This window comes from Pseudarthrobacter sp. NPDC080039 (assembly GCF_040702335.1).
GTDB lineage: Bacteria > Actinomycetota > Actinomycetes > Actinomycetales > Micrococcaceae > Arthrobacter > Arthrobacter enclensis_A.
Genome location: NZ_JBFBKY010000010.1, coordinates 52445 through 70785, shown reverse-complemented (window position 1 = coordinate 70785; position 18341 = coordinate 52445). Strand labels below are relative to the sequence as shown.

General features: G+C 66.8%; 12 protein-coding genes and 3 tRNA genes. 10 read left to right on the top strand and 5 right to left on the bottom strand.

Annotation, left to right across the window (positions count from 1 at the left end; genetic code table 11):
• Positions 1–295: 295 nt before the first annotated feature.
• Complete coding sequence (locus AB0313_RS12935) at positions 296–901, bottom strand: PadR family transcriptional regulator (protein ID WP_366305944.1); 606 nt, start codon at positions 899–901, stop codon at positions 296–298.
• A gap of 122 nt (positions 902–1023) precedes the next feature.
• Positions 1024–2007, bottom strand: a complete 984-nt coding sequence (locus AB0313_RS12930; RefSeq protein WP_141943716.1) for an NAD(P)H-quinone oxidoreductase — start codon at positions 2005–2007, stop codon at positions 1024–1026.
• A 109-nt stretch (positions 2008–2116) separates the two neighbouring features.
• Here AB0313_RS12930 and AB0313_RS12925 point away from each other — a divergent pair.
• Positions 2117–2204 (top strand) — tRNA-Ser (locus tag AB0313_RS12925).
• A 157-nt stretch (positions 2205–2361) separates the two neighbouring features.
• Here the strand turns inward: AB0313_RS12925 and AB0313_RS12920 are convergent.
• The gene (locus AB0313_RS12920; protein WP_366305942.1) at positions 2362–4293 is read right to left on the bottom strand and encodes an FAD/NAD(P)-binding protein; all 1932 of its coding nucleotides are present in this window, start codon (positions 4291–4293) and stop codon (positions 2362–2364) included.
• A gap of 85 nt (positions 4294–4378) precedes the next feature.
• Between AB0313_RS12920 and AB0313_RS12915 the strand changes: the two genes are divergently transcribed.
• From AB0313_RS12915 to AB0313_RS12905, 3 genes are all read left to right on the top strand, one after another.
• Positions 4379–6646 carry a prolyl oligopeptidase family serine peptidase gene (locus tag AB0313_RS12915; protein WP_366305940.1) on the top strand — a complete coding sequence of 756 codons (2268 nt, stop codon included), beginning with the start codon at positions 4379–4381 and terminating at the stop codon, positions 6644–6646.
• 115 nt (positions 6647–6761) lie between these two features.
• Positions 6762–6851 (top strand) — tRNA-Ser (locus tag AB0313_RS12910).
• Positions 6852–6968: 117 nt separating this feature from the next.
• Complete coding sequence (locus AB0313_RS12905; protein WP_366305938.1) at positions 6969–8495, top strand: MFS transporter; 1527 nt, start codon at positions 6969–6971, stop codon at positions 8493–8495.
• Here the strand turns inward: AB0313_RS12905 and AB0313_RS12900 are convergent.
• Positions 8419–10620, bottom strand: coding sequence for a RecQ family ATP-dependent DNA helicase (locus AB0313_RS12900; RefSeq protein ID WP_366305936.1), 2202 nt, complete (start codon positions 10618–10620; stop codon positions 8419–8421). The two genes, AB0313_RS12905 and AB0313_RS12900, sit on opposite strands and share 77 nt — an antisense overlap.
• 150 nt (positions 10621–10770) lie before the next feature.
• On the opposite strand from AB0313_RS12900, the gene AB0313_RS12895 reads away from it, so the two are divergent.
• From AB0313_RS12895 to AB0313_RS12880, 4 genes are all read left to right on the top strand, one after another.
• Complete coding sequence (locus AB0313_RS12895; protein WP_141943727.1) at positions 10771–12189, top strand: phosphomannomutase/phosphoglucomutase; 1419 nt, start codon at positions 10771–10773, stop codon at positions 12187–12189.
• A 6-nt stretch (positions 12190–12195) separates the two neighbouring features.
• Positions 12196–12693: a hypothetical protein gene (locus AB0313_RS12890; RefSeq protein WP_366305934.1), complete on the top strand. Its 498-nt coding sequence runs from the start codon at positions 12196–12198 to the stop codon at positions 12691–12693.
• Between the two features lie 15 nt (positions 12694–12708).
• Positions 12709–13158 (top strand): Rrf2 family transcriptional regulator, encoded by a 450-nt coding sequence (locus tag AB0313_RS12885; protein WP_141943731.1) that lies wholly within the window; start codon positions 12709–12711, stop codon positions 13156–13158.
• Positions 13159–13295: 137 nt separating this feature from the next.
• Complete coding sequence (locus AB0313_RS12880; RefSeq protein WP_366305932.1) at positions 13296–14456, top strand: globin domain-containing protein; 1161 nt, start codon at positions 13296–13298, stop codon at positions 14454–14456.
• Between the two features lie 143 nt (positions 14457–14599).
• Here the strand turns inward: AB0313_RS12880 and AB0313_RS12875 are convergent, their stop codons facing one another.
• Positions 14600–16426, bottom strand: coding sequence for a phosphoenolpyruvate carboxykinase (GTP) (locus AB0313_RS12875; RefSeq protein ID WP_366305930.1), 1827 nt, complete (start codon positions 16424–16426; stop codon positions 14600–14602).
• A gap of 276 nt (positions 16427–16702) precedes the next feature.
• Between AB0313_RS12875 and AB0313_RS12870 the strand changes: the two genes are divergently transcribed.
• Both AB0313_RS12870 and AB0313_RS12865 read left to right on the top strand, forming a co-directional pair.
• Positions 16703–16779 (top strand) — tRNA-Arg (locus AB0313_RS12870).
• 63 nt (positions 16780–16842) lie between these two features.
• Positions 16843–18297: an NAD(P)/FAD-dependent oxidoreductase gene (locus AB0313_RS12865; protein ID WP_307309434.1), complete on the top strand. Its 1455-nt coding sequence runs from the start codon at positions 16843–16845 to the stop codon at positions 18295–18297.
• Positions 18298–18341: the final 44 nt, after the last annotated feature.

Below are 18341 nucleotides of genomic sequence, written 5' to 3'. Positions count from 1 at the left end.
GCGACCCGGCGACGAACGACGGGCGGAGCCTTCCCGCTAGCCGGTCCCGTCTGGACAGCGGCAGGCGTTGCATGGCCGGCACGGGCGTCGGCCAGGGACAGGCCTGTGGTGATGCCTGCTGCGCTGAGGAACAGGGGGTGGTCACCACTATCCCGTCGGCATCCAGCCCACCCAACGCCTCCCTGGAGGGATCACGGCCCAGCACAGTCGCGGGGGGCAGCCACCGCCGTCGGGCCTTCCCCGTATACCCTGCCCCCTTTGGCGGGTTTTGGGACCTGTTGCGGCCCTTGCACGCTCACCGGCGGCCGTCCGCGTTGAACGGGGCGTCTTCCGTTGCCCCGTTGGACGGCTTCCGGGCTGCGCCGGCGGCGTTGGCCTGCGCCTGCTGGACCATTCTGGCTTCGCAAAGGTCCAGCCAGCGGACTTCCGCCTCCGTCTGGAAGATCAGCGAGTCGAGCACCAGCAACCACGCCGTATCCGCGGCCCGTTGGTTCGCTGCCGTGTCACGGCGGGCCTTGGTGTAGTCCTGCAGCACGCGGATGGATTCCACGCGCTGGGCCTGGATGATGGCCTGCACGTCCACTCCAGGCAGGGTGACGGCGAGCGCGAGCTTGATGGCGAGTTCGTTGCGTGGCGGGTTGTTCCGCTGCACCGGGGCGGCGAACCAGTTCCTTACCTCGGCCTTGCCGGCGGAGGTAAGGCTGTACACCACGTGGCCTTCACCGTCATCGCCTTCCTTGGCCACCAGGGCATCGCGCTCAAGGCGGTCCAGCGTGGTGTACACCTGCCCGATATTCAGGGGCCAGGTGGCTCCCGTACGGTTCTCGAACTCGACCCGCAACTGGTAGCCGTAACGCGGCTGGTCCTGCAGCAGGGCAAGGAGGCTGTGGCGAATGGACATGTTGCTCCCCCGGGCTAGTCACGACCGGCATGCACAGGCCCCCAAGACCCGTGCATACCGCGTATATCGAGCCTAGCGCCCAAGACCAGTGAAGGCAATACCGGGTATGCACCCCAGGCTGCTTACATGACCAGGAGGACCTTCCCCACGTGGTCGCCGGAGTCGAAGTAGCGGTGGGCTGCCGCCACCTGGTCCAGCGGGAAGGTCTTGGCCACCAGCGGCCGGATCCTGCCATCGGCGACCAGCGGCCAGACCGCGTCCCGGACAGCGGTCATGATGGCACCCTTTTCCGCCACGGGCCGGGGCCGCAGGGCAGTGGCCACCACGGCAGCGCGTTTCTTCAGCAGCAGCCCCAGGTCCAGCTCCCCCTTGGCGCCGCCCTGCAGTCCAATCACCACGAGGCGTCCGTAATCAGCCAGGGCATCGATGTTCTGGGCAAGATACTTGGCACCGACCACGTCCAGGATCACGTCCGCCCCCTTCCCGCCGTTCTGCCGCCGGAGGCTCTCCGGGAAGTCCTCCTCCTTGTAATTGATGGCGATGTCCGCGCCGAGGAAGGCCTTGGCGGTGCTGACCTTCTCTTCCGTACCGGCAGTCGTTGCCACCTTGGCGCCGAACGCCTTGGCAAGCTGGATGGCCATGGTGCCAATGCCTCCGGTGGCCCCATGGACCAGGACCGTCTCGCCCGGCTGAAGCTGCGCCGTCATGATCAGGTTCGAGTACACGGTGGCGGCAACCTCGGGGAGGGACGCCGCGGTGACAAGGTCCACTCCTTCAGGCACCCTCAGTACCTGCTCGGCAGGAACCGCCACCTGCGTGGCATACCCCCCGCCGGCCAGCAGGGCGACTACCTTGTCCCCCAGGGAGAAAGGCTTGCTGACGCCCGGGCCGAAGCCCGCTATCCGGCCCGACACTTCCAGCCCGGGGACCTCCGATGCGCCGGGCGGCGGCGGATAGAAGCCGCGGCGCTGCTGGACATCGGCCCGGTTCAGGCCGGCCGCCACCACATCGATCAGCACTTCGCCCTGGCCGGGCACCGGGGCATCCACCTCCCGGACCTCCAGCACTTCCGGGCCGCCCGGTTCCGATATGTAGACGGCTTTCATGGACTTCTCCCGTTCCTGATTCAAATCCTGGCTGCAACCAGTGTGCACCGGGCACCGTCCCTGGTCCTGTTTTGTTGCAGGCAAGTGCCTATGAAACACTACTAGCTGAGGAAGGTTGTCCGAGCGGCCGAAGGAGCTGGTCTTGAAAACCAGTGTGCGGTAACCCCGTACCAAGAGTTCGAATCTCTTACCTTCCGCAAGGGAACCCCTGGCAGCCGGCATCGGCCGCCAGGGGTTTTTTGCTTCGAGCACCCAGGGCCGCCAGGGTTTTTTGCTTCGAGCACCCAGGGCCGCCAGTGGCCAACAGGTATAGCGGCTTCCGCGCCCGCCTGCACTGCCCGTGGAGCCCTTTTGTTAGAACCTGCTGAGGATGGCGGCGGCGATCTCGTCGGCATCGCGCAAGGTGCGCTGGCCGCTGCGGTAAGCGGGGCTGCCGTCCTGGACCGCCTCAGCAGCGATCGCAGTTCCCCACTGGGCGGAAGACAACTGCAGCCCCAGCACGAAGAGGCCTTCGGTCACGGAGCCGTTGGCGGCCACCGGACGGTACGGGTGCGGCTCCACATCCAGGCCGGTGGACTCGATGGGGGCGCCTTCGGGGGTCATCATGAGCCTGGGCCGCACCAAACCCTCAGACAGCAACTGCGCCAGCACGGGCGAATCGTTGGCCGAGACCCGGTTCCCGGGAGCCAGGGCCTCCACCATGGTCCGTGCCATGGCGGGCGGACCGGAAACCCACGGCGAAGCAGCGGTAAATACCCCCGCTTTACGGTCCACCCCAAACTTCGGGTCCGGCCCCACGAAACTCACCACCCCGGCCCTGGCCAGCGCGGCGAGCTGTTCGGCACGCAGCGCCGGCGGCCCGCTGGCCAGGCCCTCCACAAAGGACTCAAACCAGCCACGCAGCCCGGCGACCCATGACTCATCGGTGATGCCGCCGTCGGCCACTGCTGTTTTAAGGACCGCACGTCCGTGATGCAGCGCCCCAATGGCCATCTTGACGGGATCGTCCTCACCCAGCGCGGAGCGGCGTGCATCGTCAAGCAGGAACTCCACCACGGCGGCGTCGTGCTCGCGGCGGGAGGCGAAGGATCGGCCCGCCAGTGGAGCCGCCAGTCCCGGCAGGTCAAGCCGGTGGCGGGGGCCAACGTGGACGGCCAGCACGCTTTCCACGCTGTCTTCCCAATTAACGGCGCTGTGCGCGTGCGGCTGGAGGGCCTCCTCCAGCGCCGCAAGGAATGCCGCCGCGTCGGGCACGGCGCCGGGCTGCGAGCGCACCAGTGTGGAGTAGTAGGCCCACAGGGCGTCCCGGTGCAGCAGCGGCCAGAGATCATGGTCAAAGGACGGACGGATCCCTGTTTTGGCCAGCCGCTCGATGGCTCCCTCGGTGAGGTAGCGCAGGGTGATGGACGAGGCGTAGTAGCCGTTGAGTGCCGCCTTTGCCCGGTAAGGCGTTCCGCGCCGGGATGCGGCGATGATCAGCGGTTCCTGGCCGGACGGTTCGTAGTCGAGCCGGCTGCCGTTTGACACGAATTTGCCCCCGCGGCCTTCGGTGAGCTGGCCCATGGTGTCGAAGAAGTTGAGTCCCATCCCGCGGACCAGGACCGGTTCGCCGGCCGGGATGCGGGACCAGTCGACGTCCGCTGGCACGGCAGGGGGAAGGTACTGCAGCCCCAGCTGGGCGGCTGAGGCCTGGAGTCCGCGCTGCTCGGGGTTGAGCCTGGACGGAATGTGTCCCAGAGCCAGCACCACGGAGTTGGCGTGGATGGCTGCTCCGGTGGCAAGGCCGACGTCGAACCTTCCGTCCCCCGCAGGGCGCACGGACAGCGCCGACGTTTCGTGGAAGTCGACCGTGATACCGCCGGGCGCCTTGCCCAGCAGTTCGTCAAGGGTGCTGCGCAGGTAGCGTCCGTAGAGGGCGCGGCTGGGAAAGTCAGTGGCCTCCAGGACCGCCAGTTCCGCCCGTTCCCCGGCGCTGAGCGCGGGCAGCGGGTCCCGACGCTGCTTCAGGCGCCACTGGTCGAAGGTGGTGCCGGCAACCGGTGCGGGAAGTGACGGGTCCTGGGGAATCAGCGTGGGATAGAAGGACTGGGTGTTCATGAGGAACAGCCGGGACTGGTCCGGCTGCCATACGTGTCCGGGACCTGCAGGATAGGGGTCCACGACGTCGATGTGGAGCCGTACGGAGCGTCCCGCGGCAGCAGCGTGGGCGAGCAGCCGCTCCAGCACGCTGGTGCCGCGGGGGCCGCCGCCGATGATGACAGCCCGGATGCTCTGCGATTTTTCCACGGCATCCAGCGTACGGGCTGAAACAGGGTTGCGCTCCGGAACGCTTGACTTGCCAGCATGTGGCCCAGTTGTTTGGATGGGGCGCATGACCACCACAGCAGCTGATCAAGAGTCCGTTCCCGGTTCCGGCCGGCACACCTCCGGCACCGCCTCCCTGGAGACGGCCTTACTGGACAAGGCGCCGGAACCCGTCGACGAAAATGTGTGGCTGGAGGACATTTACGGCGAGGAACAGCTGGCCTGGGTGAGGGAGCAGAACTCCCGTACCGAGGACCTTTTGGAAGACGCAGACTACGCCGGGCTGGAGGCCAGCATCCTGGAAGTCCTTGACTCCACGGACCGGATCGCCATGGTGGGCAAGCGTGGGGACTGGTACTACAACTTCTGGCGCGACCAGCAGAACCCTAAAGGCCTGTGGCGGCGAACCACCTGGGAGAGCTATTGCACCGATTCCCCGGAATGGGACGTCCTGCTGGATGTGGACCGGCTGTCCCGCACCGAAGGCGAAGAATGGGTGTTCCACGGTGCAACGTTCCTGCGCCCGGCAGCCGGCGAGCCCTACCGGCTGGCGCTGCTCGCGCTTTCCCCCGACGGCGGCGACGCCAACCGCTACCGGGAGTTCGACGTCGAGGCACGCGGCTTTGTCGATCCCGCCCAGGGCGGGTTCGACCTGCCGACGGCGAAGGGCAACGTGTCCTGGCTGGATGCGGACACGCTCCTGGTGGCTTCCACAGCGGACGGCCTGCCGAAAACGGCCTCCTCCTATGCGCGCACCGCGGTGACCCTCACGCGCGGCCAGGCCCTGGACTCGGCCCCAAGGCTCTTCGAGGTGCCCGAAGACCACATGATGGCCGTGGCCGCGCACGACTCCACACCCGGCTTTGAGCGTACCTTCGCCGTGGACTACATCGACTTCTTCAACCGCACCAACTTCGTGCTGCGGGACGGCGACTGGGTCCGGATCGACGTACCCACTGACGTCAACGTCAGCGCCCACCGGGAATGGCTGCTCTTCCGCCCGCAGCAGGACTGGGTGCTGGACGGCACCACCTACCCGTCCGGCTCCCTGCTGGCAGCCAATTTTGAGGGCTATCTGGCCGGGGTCCGGCAGCCAACCGTCCTGTTCACTCCTGACGCCCGCACCTCCCTGCAGTCCTGGAGCTGGACGCGGAACTTCCTGCTGCTCAACCTGCTCAAGGACGTGTCTTCCGAAATCCGGGTGCTGGACCCGTCCCGTCCCACCGGCAACGGTGACGGCGGCTGGGCGGCAACGGTCCTGGACGCCTGCCCCCCGCTGCATGACGTGAACGCGTACGCGGTGGACGACGAGGACGAAGAACCTGCCGATGGGGGCGCCGGGGACGACTTCTGGCTCATCGCCACCGGCTTCACCACCCCCACCACCCTGATGCGCGGCACGCTGGAACGCGCCAAGCCGGAGGGTGCCGGGACGTCCGGCGTGGTGAGCCGGCACGCGGCAGTCAAGGCCTCGCCGTCGTTCTTTGACGACGGCGACTACGAGGTGGAGCAGCACTTCGCCGTGTCCGACGACGGCACCCGGGTCCCGTACTTCCAAATAGCTCCGCGCAGCCTGCCGCTGGACGGGCAAAACCCCACCCAGCTCTCCGGCTACGGCGGGTTCGAAGTGTCTCAGACCCCGGCCTACAGCGGCACGGTGGGCCGGGCATGGCTGGAGCGGCGGACCACGCTCTCCGACGGAAGCGACGGCAAAGCTCCGCACTCCCGGGGCGGCGTATACGTGGTGGCCAACATCCGCGGCGGCGGCGAATACGGACCGGCCTGGCACCGGGCGGCACTGAAGGAAAACCGGCACCGTGCCTACGAGGACTTTGCAGCCGTGGCCCGCGACCTGATCTCACGCGGCGTTACCTCGCCGCGGCGGCTGGGCTGCGTGGGCGGCTCCAACGGCGGCCTCCTGGTGGGGAACATGCTCACCCGGTATCCGGAACTGTTCAGGGCAGTCTCCTGTGGGGTGCCCCTGCTGGACATGCGCCGCTACACCAGGCTCTCTGCCGGGCATTCCTGGATTGCCGAATACGGGGACCCGGATGTTCCCGAACATTGGGATTACATCCGGACGTTCTCGCCCTACCATCTGCTCAAGGACGCCGTGGAGTATCCCGAAACGTTTATCTGGACCGCAACCTCGGACGACCGCGTGGGACCCGTCCAGGCCCGCAAGATGGCAGCCCGGATGCTGGCCATGGGGATTCCCAATGTCTGGTTCCACGAGGCCCTGGAAGGCGGGCACGCCGGCGCCTCCGACAACCGGCAGGCGGCCGCGCTGCAGGCCCGGAGCCAGCACTTCCTGTGGAAGGCACTGGCGGGCTGAACCCTTTGGAAACCCCTCCGCGGCTCTTTGTCGTTGGGCCTGAAGCCCTTGGCGGGGACGGTTTTGCACTGCGTGGCCGGATCTGCGTATCCTTGGTGGGCTAGGAATAGCAATTGGAGACGTGCCAGAGCGGCCGAATGGACTTCACTGCTAATGAAGGGTCGGGGTTAAAACTCGACCGGGGGTTCAAATCCCCCCGTCTCCGCGTTTGGCCCCGGTCCTCGGACCGGGGCCTTTTTGCGTTCCCGGAGACTTGTGGAACGCGCTGTCCGACCAACGGACGCGGCGGGCGCCACCGGTGCCGCAGTGGCAGGATTAGCGCATGGCGGCACGCACCCACCCAGACCAACCGGACAGCACCCGTTCGGGCTGGAACCCGCGGCTGGCGCTGCTGGTGGCGGCCACCTTCTTCATGGAGTTCCTGGACGGTACGGTCCTGACCACGGCCATTCCCAGCATTGCGGCCGACTTCGCCATCCCTGCCGCTGACGTCAACATCACAATGACGGCCTACCTGCTGACGGTGGCCGTGGGAATTCCCATCAGTGGCTGGCTGGCGGAACGGTTCGGTGCCCGGCGCATCTTCTGCTCAGCGATCGCAGTATTCACCCTGGCCTCCCTTGCCTGTGCCCTCAGCCAGGATCTGGCCGCCCTTACCCTGAGCCGGATCGCCCAGGGCGCCGGCGGGGCCATGATGGTTCCGGTGGGAACCCTGGTGGTCCTGCGCGGCACTCCGAAGTCCGATCTGTTGCGGGCCACCGCTTTCCTGGTGTGGCCCGGACTCCTGGCGCCTGTCCTTGCGCCGCTGGTGGGCGGGGCGCTCACCACCTACCTGTCATGGCACTGGATCTTCCTGGTCAACATTCCCCTCGGCGCAGCAGCGTTCACTGCCGCCCTGCGCCTGGTTCCGGTTGCGGCCGGCGATCCCCGGCGGCGCCTTGATTGGCCCGGGATGGTGCTGACCACCGTCGGGGTGGGCGCGCTCGTAGCAGGGCTGGAACTGGCCAGCAGCCACCCGGAGCTGCCCTGGGCCGGAATCAGTGCCGCGGCAGGGGTTGCGGCCCTGATAGGTGCGGTGGCCTGGATGCGCCGCGCTCCCCATCCCCTGTTCAACCTGCAGGTCTTCCGCACACGGACGTTCCGGGCCATGGCCACCGGCGGATTCGTGTACCGGGTTACCATCAGTTCGGTGCCGTTCCTGCTGCCGCTGATGTTCCAGACGGGATTCGGGTGGTCCCCCCTGCAGGCCGGCGCCATGGTGGCGGCGGTGTTCGTAGGCAACATCGGTATCAAGCCGGCCACCACCCCCTTGATCAGGAAGTTCGGCTTCAAGGCGGTGCTGGTGTTCGCCTCGCTGGCGTCAGCCACCACCTTCGCCCTGTTCGCGCTCCTGACGCCGGAGACCCCGGAAGCCCTGATGTTCGTGCTGCTGGTGTGCAGCGGCGCGTTCCGCTCCATCGGCTTTTCGGCCTACGCCTCGGTTCAGTACTCGGACATCCCACCGGCGCAGCTCACGTCCGCCAACACTGTTTCCGCCACGATGGTGCAGCTCGGCACGGGCTCGGGCATCGCCATCGCAGCATTGCTGATCCGGATCTTCGGCGCGCAGGACGCGGTGATCCACGACCCGGCCCGGCCCTTCCGCGGCGCCTTCCTGGCAATGGCTGTCCTGATGCTCGCCAGCACGGCAGACAGCCTGCTGCTCCCCCGGCACGCGGGGGCGGCAGTGAGCCAGCGCGGTCACCGGCAGGATCAACCAGCCAAGCCCGGCGTCAGCCCGCCTGAGCCAGAACCAGGGGAAGCACCGCACCCGCCCCGGCCTGCCGAAGGGCCCGCCCCGCGACGGTAACCGTCCACCTGCTGTCCGTCAGGTCATCGATCAGCATCACGCTCTGGCCCTGAACCGGCTGGAGCGCGGCTTCGAGCTCCGGGCCCACCAGCAGCCGGTCCCAGACGCCGGCCAGCCGGTACGCGCTGTTACCGCCGCGGCTTCCTGTGGGGCCGCCGTGGGCCAACTGCAGCTCGCCGAGGTAGGGGATGCGTCCGATCTCGGAAATCCCCCTGGCGAGTGACCCGACCAGCAGAGGCTTGCTGCGGGAGGGGATGTTCACAATGGCGGCCGGCCTGCCCGCCCCGCTCCACCCCGGATTCCGGTTGTCTCCGGAGCCCCATTCACGCAGGACCTGCACACAGGCCTGCAGCATTCCAGGGTCCACCGGCCGGTCCTCCGCACCGGCGGCAAACAGCTCCCGCAGGGCTCCGCCCCAGCCAAGGTCCGTGAGGCGGGCGAGGACACGGCCCTCCGAGACGCCTTCGCCCGGCTTGAGTTTCCCCTTCACCGGCACCCCCAGGCGGTCCATGCCGCTGGGCCACTGAAGCCGCGGTTCCAGGACGCCGCCCGCCCGGCTCAGCGTCTGCCCGGCCGCTTCCGTGGCGCTGGCTGCCACATCCACCGGGAACCATCGTCCCGCACAGTTGTCGCACCGCCCGCAGGGACGGGCTGTCTCATCATCCAGCACCGAGGTGATGTACTCCATCCGGCAGCCTGCCGTGTCCTGGTAGATCACCATCGAGTCCTGTTCATCCACCCGGGCTTCGGCGATACGGCTGTAGCGCTCCGCGTCGTACACCCACGGCTGGCCGGTGGACCGCCATCCGCCGCCAACCCGTTCCACGGCGCCGTCCACTGACAAAACCTTCAACAGCAGCTCGAGCGGCGTGCGGCGAAGATCAACCCTCGCTTCCAGCGCCACCGTGGACAACGCCGTTCCGGCGTCGGCCAATGCCGTCAGCACGGCCGCTGCCTTCTCCTCTGAAGGCATGGACGCGGTGGCGAAATACTGCCAGATGTCGCGGTCTTCGGACCCGGGCAGCAGCAGGACGTCCGCGTTGGCAGCGCCACGGCCGGCACGGCCCACCTGCTGGTAGTACGCCACCGGGGAGGACGGTGCCCCCAGGTGGACCACGAAGCCAAGATCGGGCTTGTCGAAGCCCATGCCGAGCGCCGACGTGGCCACCAGCGCCTTGACCTGGTTGTCCTTCAACAGCTGTTCTGCCCGCTCCCGGTCCGCCGGGTCGGTCCGCCCCGTGTAGGCAAGCACATTGTGTCCCGCTTCGGACAGCAGCCGGGCGGTGTCCTCCGCCGCGGAAACGGTCAGGGTGTAAATGATGCCGCTGCCGGGGAGATCTGCCAGGTGCGTCAGCAGCCAGCCCAGGCGCGCCTTGGAATCGGGCAGCGACAGGACTCCCAGCCGCAGCGAGTCACGGCCAAGGGAACCACGGATGGTCAGGACCCCGGCGCCGAGCTGTTCCTCGATATCGTGCACTACCCGCGAGTTGGCGGTGGCGGTGGTGGCCAGAACCGGTACCGAGTCCGGCAAACGGGTGATGAGGTCTGCGATGCGGCGGTAATCGGGACGGAAGTCATGGCCCCAGTCCGAGATACAGTGGGCCTCGTCAATGACCAGCAGCCCGGTACGCCGCAGGAGTTCGGGCAGCTGGGTTTCCCGGAACGCCGGATTGGTCAACCGCTCCGGGGAGACCAGGAGGACGTCAACCTCATCGGTTGCCAACTGCTCACGGACCGTGTCCCATTCCAGCTGGTTGGCTGAGTTGATGGCGACCGCGCGTACCCCTGCGCGCGCGGCTGCGGCCACCTGGTCCCGCATCAAAGCAAGGAGGGGCGAAACGATCAGCGTGGGGCCCGCTCCCCGGCGCCGCAGCAGCAGGGAAGCCACAAAGTACACGGCAGACTTGCCCCAGCCGGTTCGCTGGACCACCAAAGCCCGCCGGCCGCCGTCGACCAGCGCCTCGATGGCTTCAAACTGCCCATCATGGAACACGGCGCCTGGGTTCCCCACCAGGCCGCGCAGGACGTCCAGGGCCTCGGCGTGGGTGGCGGTGCCCGGCGTATCCGGACCTCCGGCGCCTGCATCTGCGGTGGAAACTGTGGAAGCGTACTGGTTATTGGCCATTGATTCAGTATCCCAGCACCCTCCGACAGCCCGGACAGGGCGGGGCTGCTATGTGGAAACAGCCCCAACAAGGGACACAAAGCCGCGCTGTTGCGCAAGTTCCCATAAAGCCCCCTTGGCCACATGCGCCGCACACGTAAGATAAAGCCCGTGACTAGCGAACAGACAACGACATTTGATCTCTCGGCATCCTTCAAGGCCTACGACGTCCGTGGGATTGTGGGCGAGTCGATCACCGCCGAAATCGTCGAAGCCGTGGGGGCCGCGTTCGTGGATGTCCTGCAGCTCGAAGGCCAGACCATCGTGGTGGGCGGCGACATGCGTCCCTCCTCCCCCGAGTTCTCCAAAGCGTTCGCCAACGGGGCGGCAGCACGGGGGGCAAGTGTGGAGCTGCTGGACCTGATCTCCACCGACGAGCTGTACTTTGCCTGCGGATTCCTCAACCGCGCCGGAGCCACCTTCACCGCCAGCCACAACCCCGCCGAGTACAACGGCATCAAGATGGCGAAGGCAGGCGCCGTCCCCATCTCCTCCGAAACCGGGCTCAAGGAGATCCAGGCCCTCGCGGAGCAGTACCTTAACGCCGGTTCCATCCCCGCGGCAGGCACCCGGGGCCTGATCAGCGTCCGGGACGTGCTCAAGGACTACTCCGAGTACCTTCGCAAGCTTGTTGACCTTTCCGCCTCCCGCCCGCTGAAGGTGGTGGTGGACGCAGGGAACGGCATGGCAGGCCTGACCACCCCGGCAGTACTGGGTGACACCCTGCTGCCCAAGCTGCCCTTCGACATCGTTCCGCTGTACTTCGAACTGGACGGGTCCTTCCCCAACCACCCCGCCAACCCGCTGGAGCCGGAAAACCTGCGAGACCTGCAGGCAGCCGTCATCGAACACGGCGCGGACATCGGCCTTGCCTTCGACGGCGACGCCGACCGCTGCTTCGTGATCGATGAAAAGGGCGAGCCCGTATCGCCGTCGGCCATCACCGGAATGGTGGCCCGCCGCGAAATCGCCCGGGCCAAGGCCCAGGGTGAAGAGACGCCAACGATCATCCACAACCTGCTCACCTCCCGCGCCGTGGCGGAGTTGGTGGAGCACGACGGCGGACGCGCCGTCCGCACGCGTGTCGGCCACTCCTTCATCAAGGCAGTCATGGCCAAGGAAGGCGCGGTGTTCGGCGGCGAGCACTCCGCGCACTTCTACTTCCGCGACTTCTGGAACGCGGACACCGGCATGCTGGCGGCCATGCATGTCCTGGCAGCGCTGGGCGAACAGGAAGGCCCCCTCTCCGAACTGGCCCGCGAATACGAGCCGTACGTCAGCTCCGGTGAAATCAACTCCGAGGTGGAGGACAAGCCGGCAGCGGTCGAGCGCGTCCGCCAGGCCTTCGCGGACGAGGACCTCACCATCGACACCCTGGACGGCAGCACGTTCACGGCCAACGACGGCAGCTACTGGTTCAACCTTCGCCCGTCCAACACCGAGCCGTTCCTGCGGCTCAACGCCGAGGCCACGGACCGGGCAACGATGGAACGCGTCCGCGACCGCGTCCTGTCCCTGGTGCGGGCCTAGCACCGGATGGCTGGACATACCGGTCAGGCAGCGGACGGAAACGGCGGGCAGGACAGCTGGCGCGATTCCGTCTCCGAAGCCACGGCAACTGACCTGGAAAACCTCCTGGGCACGGGCGTCAGCGCGGCCCAGGAGCAGCTCCAGCGCAACGGCGGCTTCCTGCCCTTCGCACTGACCGTGCAGAACGACGGCGAGGTGCGGCTGGTTGCCGTCTCCCCGGCGGATGCCGGCGAGGGCAGCGACGGGGACTTCGACGCCGACGCCATGATCAGCGACCTGCAGGCCCTCCTCCGCCAGAACCGGGACGATTTCCGGGCAGCCGCCGTAGTGTGCGACATCCTGCTGGTGGAGGATGACTCGGACGCTATCCATGTGGCAGCGGAACACCGCGACGGTTCCCTTTTCGCCGCGGTGCTCCCCTATTCGGCCAATGCCACCACCCAGTCCTGGGAATTCGGCGAGCTGGGGGCCGATGCCAGCGAGCCCGCCATCTGGGTGGACTAGACCGGACCTGCTGCCATGAAGATCAATGCCTTTGCCGACGTCAGCCTGCGCGCCCTCATGGTGCTCGCAGCCGTTCCGGACGGCACCCTGCTTACCACGCAGAGCATCGCAGACTCCGTGGGGACACCGTACAACCACGTCAGCAAGGCCATGGCCAAGCTGCGGAGCATGGGCCTGATTGAGGTGGTCCGCGGCCGCTCCGGCGGCTCCCGGCTCAGCCATGCAGGACGTATCGCAACGGTAGGTCAGATCCTCCGCCAGCTCGACAGCCGCACCGATCCCGCCGACTGTGTGTCTCCCGCCGGAAACTGCCCCCTCATCAACGAGTGCAGGCTGCGCGGCGCTCTGGCCCGCGCCCGCGAGGCTTTTTACGCCGAGCTGGATTCGGTGGTGATCGGGGAACTTCCCCAGGCCCGGCAGATGGCGCCGGTCTTCCAGATGATCGGCCTCCGGCCGGGGATTTAGCCCGGAATCCGGGTGCCTGCTCCCGGTTTGATTTCAAACTTCTACAAGGTGTAGAACTGAGGCAGAAATACTTGTATTTGAAATACGAGTTTTCCTCCGGCCGGACGAAGGCCCCGGCCATAACCTCAGGAGTACAGATGCTCTCGGACAAGTCCCGCCCCGTCATCGAGGCCACCCTGCCGCTGGTCGGCTCCCGGATCGGATCCATCACCCCGAACTTCTACGCCCGCCTTTTCGCGGCGCACCCCGAACTGATGGATGGCCTGTTCAGCCGCTCCAACCAGCGCTCCGGGAACCAGCAGCAGGCCCTCGCCGGGAGCATCGCGGCCTTCGCCACCCACCTGGTCAACAACCCGGGCACCCTGCCGGAGACGGTCCTTTCCCGCATCGCACACCGGCACGCCTCCCTGGGCATCACCGAGCCGCAGTACCAGGTGGTCTACGAGCACCTGTTCGGAGCAATCGCCGAAGACCTGGCGGAGGTCATCACCCCCGAGATCGCAGAAGCCTGGACCGAGGTGTACTGGCTGATGGCAGACGCCCTGATCAAGCTGGAGAAGGGCCTCTACGCAGCGCAGGCAAATGACAGGATGTGGACGCCGTGGCGCGTGGCCGCCAAGACCCCCGCAGGAACCGGGTCCATGACCTTCACCCTCGAGCCCGCGGACGACACTCCCGTCACCGCGGCCCTTCCCGGCCAGTACATCAGCGTGAAGGTGCCGGTCGCTGACGGCCTGCGCCAGGTCCGCCAGTACTCCCTTTCCGGGGACGCGGGCACCAGCCGCACCTTCACCACCAAGCTGGACGACGGCGGCGAGGTCTCCCCCGTGCTGCACAACACTGTCCAGGTGGGCGACGTCGTCGAAATTTCCAACCCCTACGGCGAGATCACCCTCAAGGAAGGCGACGGCCCCGTGGTCCTGGCCTCTGCCGGCATCGGCTGCACCCCCACCGCCTCCATCCTCCGCTCCCTCGCCGAGTCGGGCTCCGACCGCCAGGTCCTGGTGCTTCACGCCGAAAGCACCCTGGACAGCTGGGCCCTCCGCAGCCAGATGACGGACGACGTCGAACGCCTGGACGGCGCCGAACTGCAGCTCTGGCTGGAGAAACCGGTGGACGGCGCCAAGCAGGGATTCATGACGCTGCGCGAAGTCGACCTCCCGGCTGACGCCTCCCTGTACCTCTGCGGCCCGCTGCCGTTCATGAAGAACATCCGCAACGAAGCCATCAACGCGGGCATCCCCGCCACCCGGATCCACTACGAGGTCTTCGGCCCGGACATCTGGCTCGCCAGCTGATCCCCACCGCCTCCCCAATCTCGCAAGCTCGATTGGGGCCCCTCGGCGGCGTGGGCCCAAGGTCAATGTTCATCTGAACGACGACGGCCCCGCACCTTTCGCGAAAGGTGCGGGGCCGTCGTCGTGCTTCAGGCGGCGGACGCTTAGGAGAGGCGGCCCTTCAGGCCAGCCAGCTCCGACTGCAGCGCCTGGGGCAGGGACTCGCCGAAGTTGGCGAACCATTCCTCGATGGAGGCCAGTTCAGCGGCCCACTCCGTGGGATCAACCTTGACGGCTTCCTCCACCTGGGCGGCGGTCATATCCAGGCCGTCGAGGTCGACGGCGTCGCCGGTGGGCACGAAACCGATCGGGGTTTCGACGGCGTCCGCCTTGCCTTCAAGCCGTTCGATGGCCCACTTGAGGACGCGGGCATTGTCGCCGAAACCGGGCCAGGCGAAGCCGCCCTCGGCGTTCCGGCGGAACCAGTTGACCAGGAAGATCTTGGGCAGGCGCTCCGGGTTGGCCTTGGCGGAGAGGTTGACCCAGTGGTTCAGGTAGTCGCCTGCGTCGTAGCCGATGAAGGGCAGCATGGCCATCGGGTCGCGGCGGACCACGCCCACCGCGCCGGCAGCGGCGGCGGTGGTTTCCGAGGACAGGGTGGAGCCCATGAAGATGCCGTTGGACCAGCTGCGGGCCTCGGTGACCAGCGGGATGGTGGTCTTGCGGCGCCCACCGAACAGGATGGCGGAAAGTTCCACGCCGTCGGGGCTGTGGTACTCCTCGGCCAGCATGTCGATCTGGTCGATCGGGGTGCAGAAGCGGGAGTTCGGGTGCGCCGCGGGCTTGTCCGAACCGGAGGTCCAGGAGTTGCCCTGCCAGTCGGTCAGGTGCGCGGGCACCTCGTCCGTCATGCCCTCCCACCAGACACCGCCGTCGTCGGTCAGCGCCACGTTGGTGAAGATGCTGTTGCCCTTGGCGATGGCGCGCATGGCGTTGGGGTTGGTGCCCCAGCCAGTGCCGGGGGCAACGCCGAAGAGGCCCGCCTCGGGGTTCACCGCCCGCAGCTCGCCTTCCTTGCCGAACCGCATCCAGGTGATGTCGTCACCCAGGGTCTCAACCTTCCAGCCCTTGATGGTGGGGTCCAGCAGGGCGAGGTTGGTCTTGCCGCAGGCAGAGGGGAAGGCCGCTGCCACGTAGTAGGTCTTCTGCTCGGGGGAGGTCAGCTTGAGGATGAGCATGTGCTCGGCCAGCCAGCCTTCGTCGCGGGCCATCACCGAGGCAATGCGCAGGGCGTAGCACTTCTTGCCCAGCAGCGCGTTGCCGCCGTACCCCGAGCCGAAGGACCAGATGGAGCGCTCCTCCGGGAAGTGGACAATCCACTTGTCCGGGTTGCACGGCCACGGCACGTCATCCTGGCCCGGCTCCAGCGGAGCACCTACGGAGTGCAGCGCCGGAACGAAGAAGGCGTTGGTTTCGGTGATGCGGTCCAGGACATCGGTGCCGATGCGGGCCATGATGCGCATGGAGGCCACAACGTAGGCGCTGTCCGTGATCTCGACACCGAACTTGGGGTCCTCGGCGTCGAGGTGGCCCATGACGAACGGGATGACGTACATGGTGCGGCCGCGCATGGAGCCCGCGAAAAGGCCGCGGAGCTTGTCCTTCATCTCCGCCGGGTCCATCCAGTTGTTGGTGAAGCCGGCGTCGCGCTTGTTCTCGGAGCAAATGAAGGTCTGTTCCTCAACGCGGGCAACGTCTGCGGGATCCGAGAACGCGGCGAAGGAATTCGGGAACAGGTCCTGGTTGAGCCTGGTCAGGGTGCCGGCAGCAACAAGCTCGTCGGTGAGACGGGTGTTTTCCTCTTCGGACCCGTCAACCCAGTAGATGCGGTCCGGCTGCGTAAGCTCAGCAACCTCTTCGACCCATGCCAGCAACCCGGCATGTGTGGTGGGTGCTTTCTCAAGCAGCGGCTTCTGCGCCAGATCGCCCATTGCAGTTCCCTTCCTCGGGTTCATCGGTGTGAGCTAAATGCTATGGTCCGGACCGGTCCAGTTTTTGGGGGGCTTGACTGACATCTGCGGTCACCGAAAGTGAATTCCGCGGAAAATCAAGGAATTGTTGCCGCGAAAACGCGAATTAAGTGATAAAGGTCACCTAGACCGGTCTAGTAGCGGATATTACAGGGAGTTCGATTTGGCATCAGGGCCGGGCTCGCGTAAAGTAATTCGAGGTTCAGGGAGAGCGGTTCTTCTCCCGGGACACGAAATGCGCCCATAGCTCAGCTGGATAGAGCGTCTGTCTACGGAACAGAAGGTCAGGGGTTCGAATCCCTTTGGGCGCACCAGCAAGGTCCGCACCGGTTCGCCGGTGCGGACCTTTTTTGTGCAGTCGCGGTTAGGCTTTGCACATGATGCCAGAGGCCGCTGGGCGCGAGTTTGATGTTGTTGTAATCGGCGCGGGCGCCGTTGGGGAAAACGTGGCGGACCGCGTTGTCCAAGGTGGACTGACAGCCGTCCTTGTGGAAGCGGAACTGGTGGGCGGCGAATGCTCCTACTGGGCCTGCATGCCGTCAAAGGCACTCCTCCGCCCGGGCACCGCACTGCACGGGGCACAGACCACGCCTGGCGCAAAGGAGGCTGTAACCCGCACCCTGGATGCAGCAGCTGTGCTGGAGCGGAGGAATTACTTCACCTCGAACTGGCAGGACGACAGCCAGGTCTCGTGGGTGGAGGACACCGGCATCGCACTGGTGCGCGGGCACGGCTGGCTGACCGGGCCCAAGACCGTGGAAGTGGCAGGCCTGGACGGAACGCAGCATCTGCTGCGCGCCCGGCATGCCGTGGTGCTTGCCACCGGTTCGACCCCCACCACGCCGCCCATCGAGGGCCTGGAGGATGTGCAGGTCTGGGGAACGCGCGAGGCGACGTCGGCAAGCGAGGTCCCGGAGCGGCTGACCGTATTGGGCGGCGGCGTAGCCGGAGCCGAACTGGCCCAGGCCTTCGCGCGCCTGGGCTCCAGTGTCACGCTTGTAGCGCGCAGCGGATTGCTGGGCAACTTCCCTGAGGAAGCATCGGCCCTGGTGGCGGCAGGGCTGCGTGCAGATGGAGTGGAACTGCGGCTGCATACCGCTACGGAGCGGATCAGCCGGAACGACGACGGCACTCTCACCGTCAGCCTGGGCGGCGGGGCCACTGTCACCTCGGAGAACGTCCTGGTCTCCACCGGCAGGCATCCGGCGCTGGAAGGCCTGGGCTTGGAAAGCGTGGGCATCGAGCCCGGCGAATCCGGGCATCTGACCCTGTCAACGGATGCCTCCGGCCTTGTCAGGGAAACGCCCGGCGATGAACCCTGGCTCTACGCAGTAGGCGACGCCGCCGGGAAGAACCTTTTCACCCACCAGGGCAAGTACGAGGCCCGCGCCACCGGCGATGCCATCGCAGCCCGGGCGAAGGGTGACCTCAAGGGCTCCCCCAGCGACTGGTCGCGCTACGCCCAGACCGCCAACCAGCACGCCGTGCCAAGCGTCGTCTTCACCGACCCCGAGCTGGCCAGCGTGGGACGTACCCTCCAGGCCGCCCGGAAAGACGGGTACAACGCATCTTCAGTGGAACTGCCCATCCAGGTGGCCGGCTCCTCGCTGCACTCCGAGAACTACGAAGGGTGGGCGCAGCTGGTGGTCGACGAGGACCGGAAAGTGCTGCTGGGCGCGACATTTGCCGGCCCCGACGTGGCGGAACTGCTGCACGCAGCCACCATCGCCGTGGTGGGCGAGGTGCCGATGGAGCGCCTCTGGCATGCGGTCCCCTCCTACCCCACCATCAGCGAAGTGTGGCTCCGGCTCCTGGAAAAGTACGGACTCTGACCCTTATTTGAACTGACCGGTCAGTTTGGTTAGCCTTGATGCAG

Excerpts from the sequence above, each read along its gene's own strand:
- AB0313_RS12880 (WP_366305932.1), top strand. The coding sequence starts at position 13,296 with ATGCTCTCGGACAAGTCCCGCCCCGTCATCGAGGCCACCCTGCCGCTG.
- AB0313_RS12865 (WP_307309434.1), top strand. The coding sequence starts at position 16,843 with ATGATGCCAGAGGCCGCTGGGCGCGAGTTTGATGTTGTTGTAATCGGC.
- AB0313_RS12930 (WP_141943716.1), bottom strand. The coding sequence starts at position 2,007 with ATGAAAGCCGTCTACATATCGGAACCGGGCGGCCCGGAAGTGCTGGAG.
- AB0313_RS12885 (WP_141943731.1), top strand. The coding sequence starts at position 12,709 with ATGAAGATCAATGCCTTTGCCGACGTCAGCCTGCGCGCCCTCATGGTG.
- AB0313_RS12935 (WP_366305944.1), bottom strand. The coding sequence starts at position 901 with ATGTCCATTCGCCACAGCCTCCTTGCCCTGCTGCAGGACCAGCCGCGT.
- AB0313_RS12890 (WP_366305934.1), top strand. The coding sequence starts at position 12,196 with ATGGCTGGACATACCGGTCAGGCAGCGGACGGAAACGGCGGGCAGGAC.
- AB0313_RS12905 (WP_366305938.1), top strand. The coding sequence starts at position 6,969 with ATGGCGGCACGCACCCACCCAGACCAACCGGACAGCACCCGTTCGGGC.
- AB0313_RS12915 (WP_366305940.1), top strand. The coding sequence starts at position 4,379 with ATGACCACCACAGCAGCTGATCAAGAGTCCGTTCCCGGTTCCGGCCGG.
- AB0313_RS12900 (WP_366305936.1), bottom strand. The coding sequence starts at position 10,620 with ATGGCCAATAACCAGTACGCTTCCACAGTTTCCACCGCAGATGCAGGC.
- AB0313_RS12875 (WP_366305930.1), bottom strand. The coding sequence starts at position 16,426 with ATGGGCGATCTGGCGCAGAAGCCGCTGCTTGAGAAAGCACCCACCACA.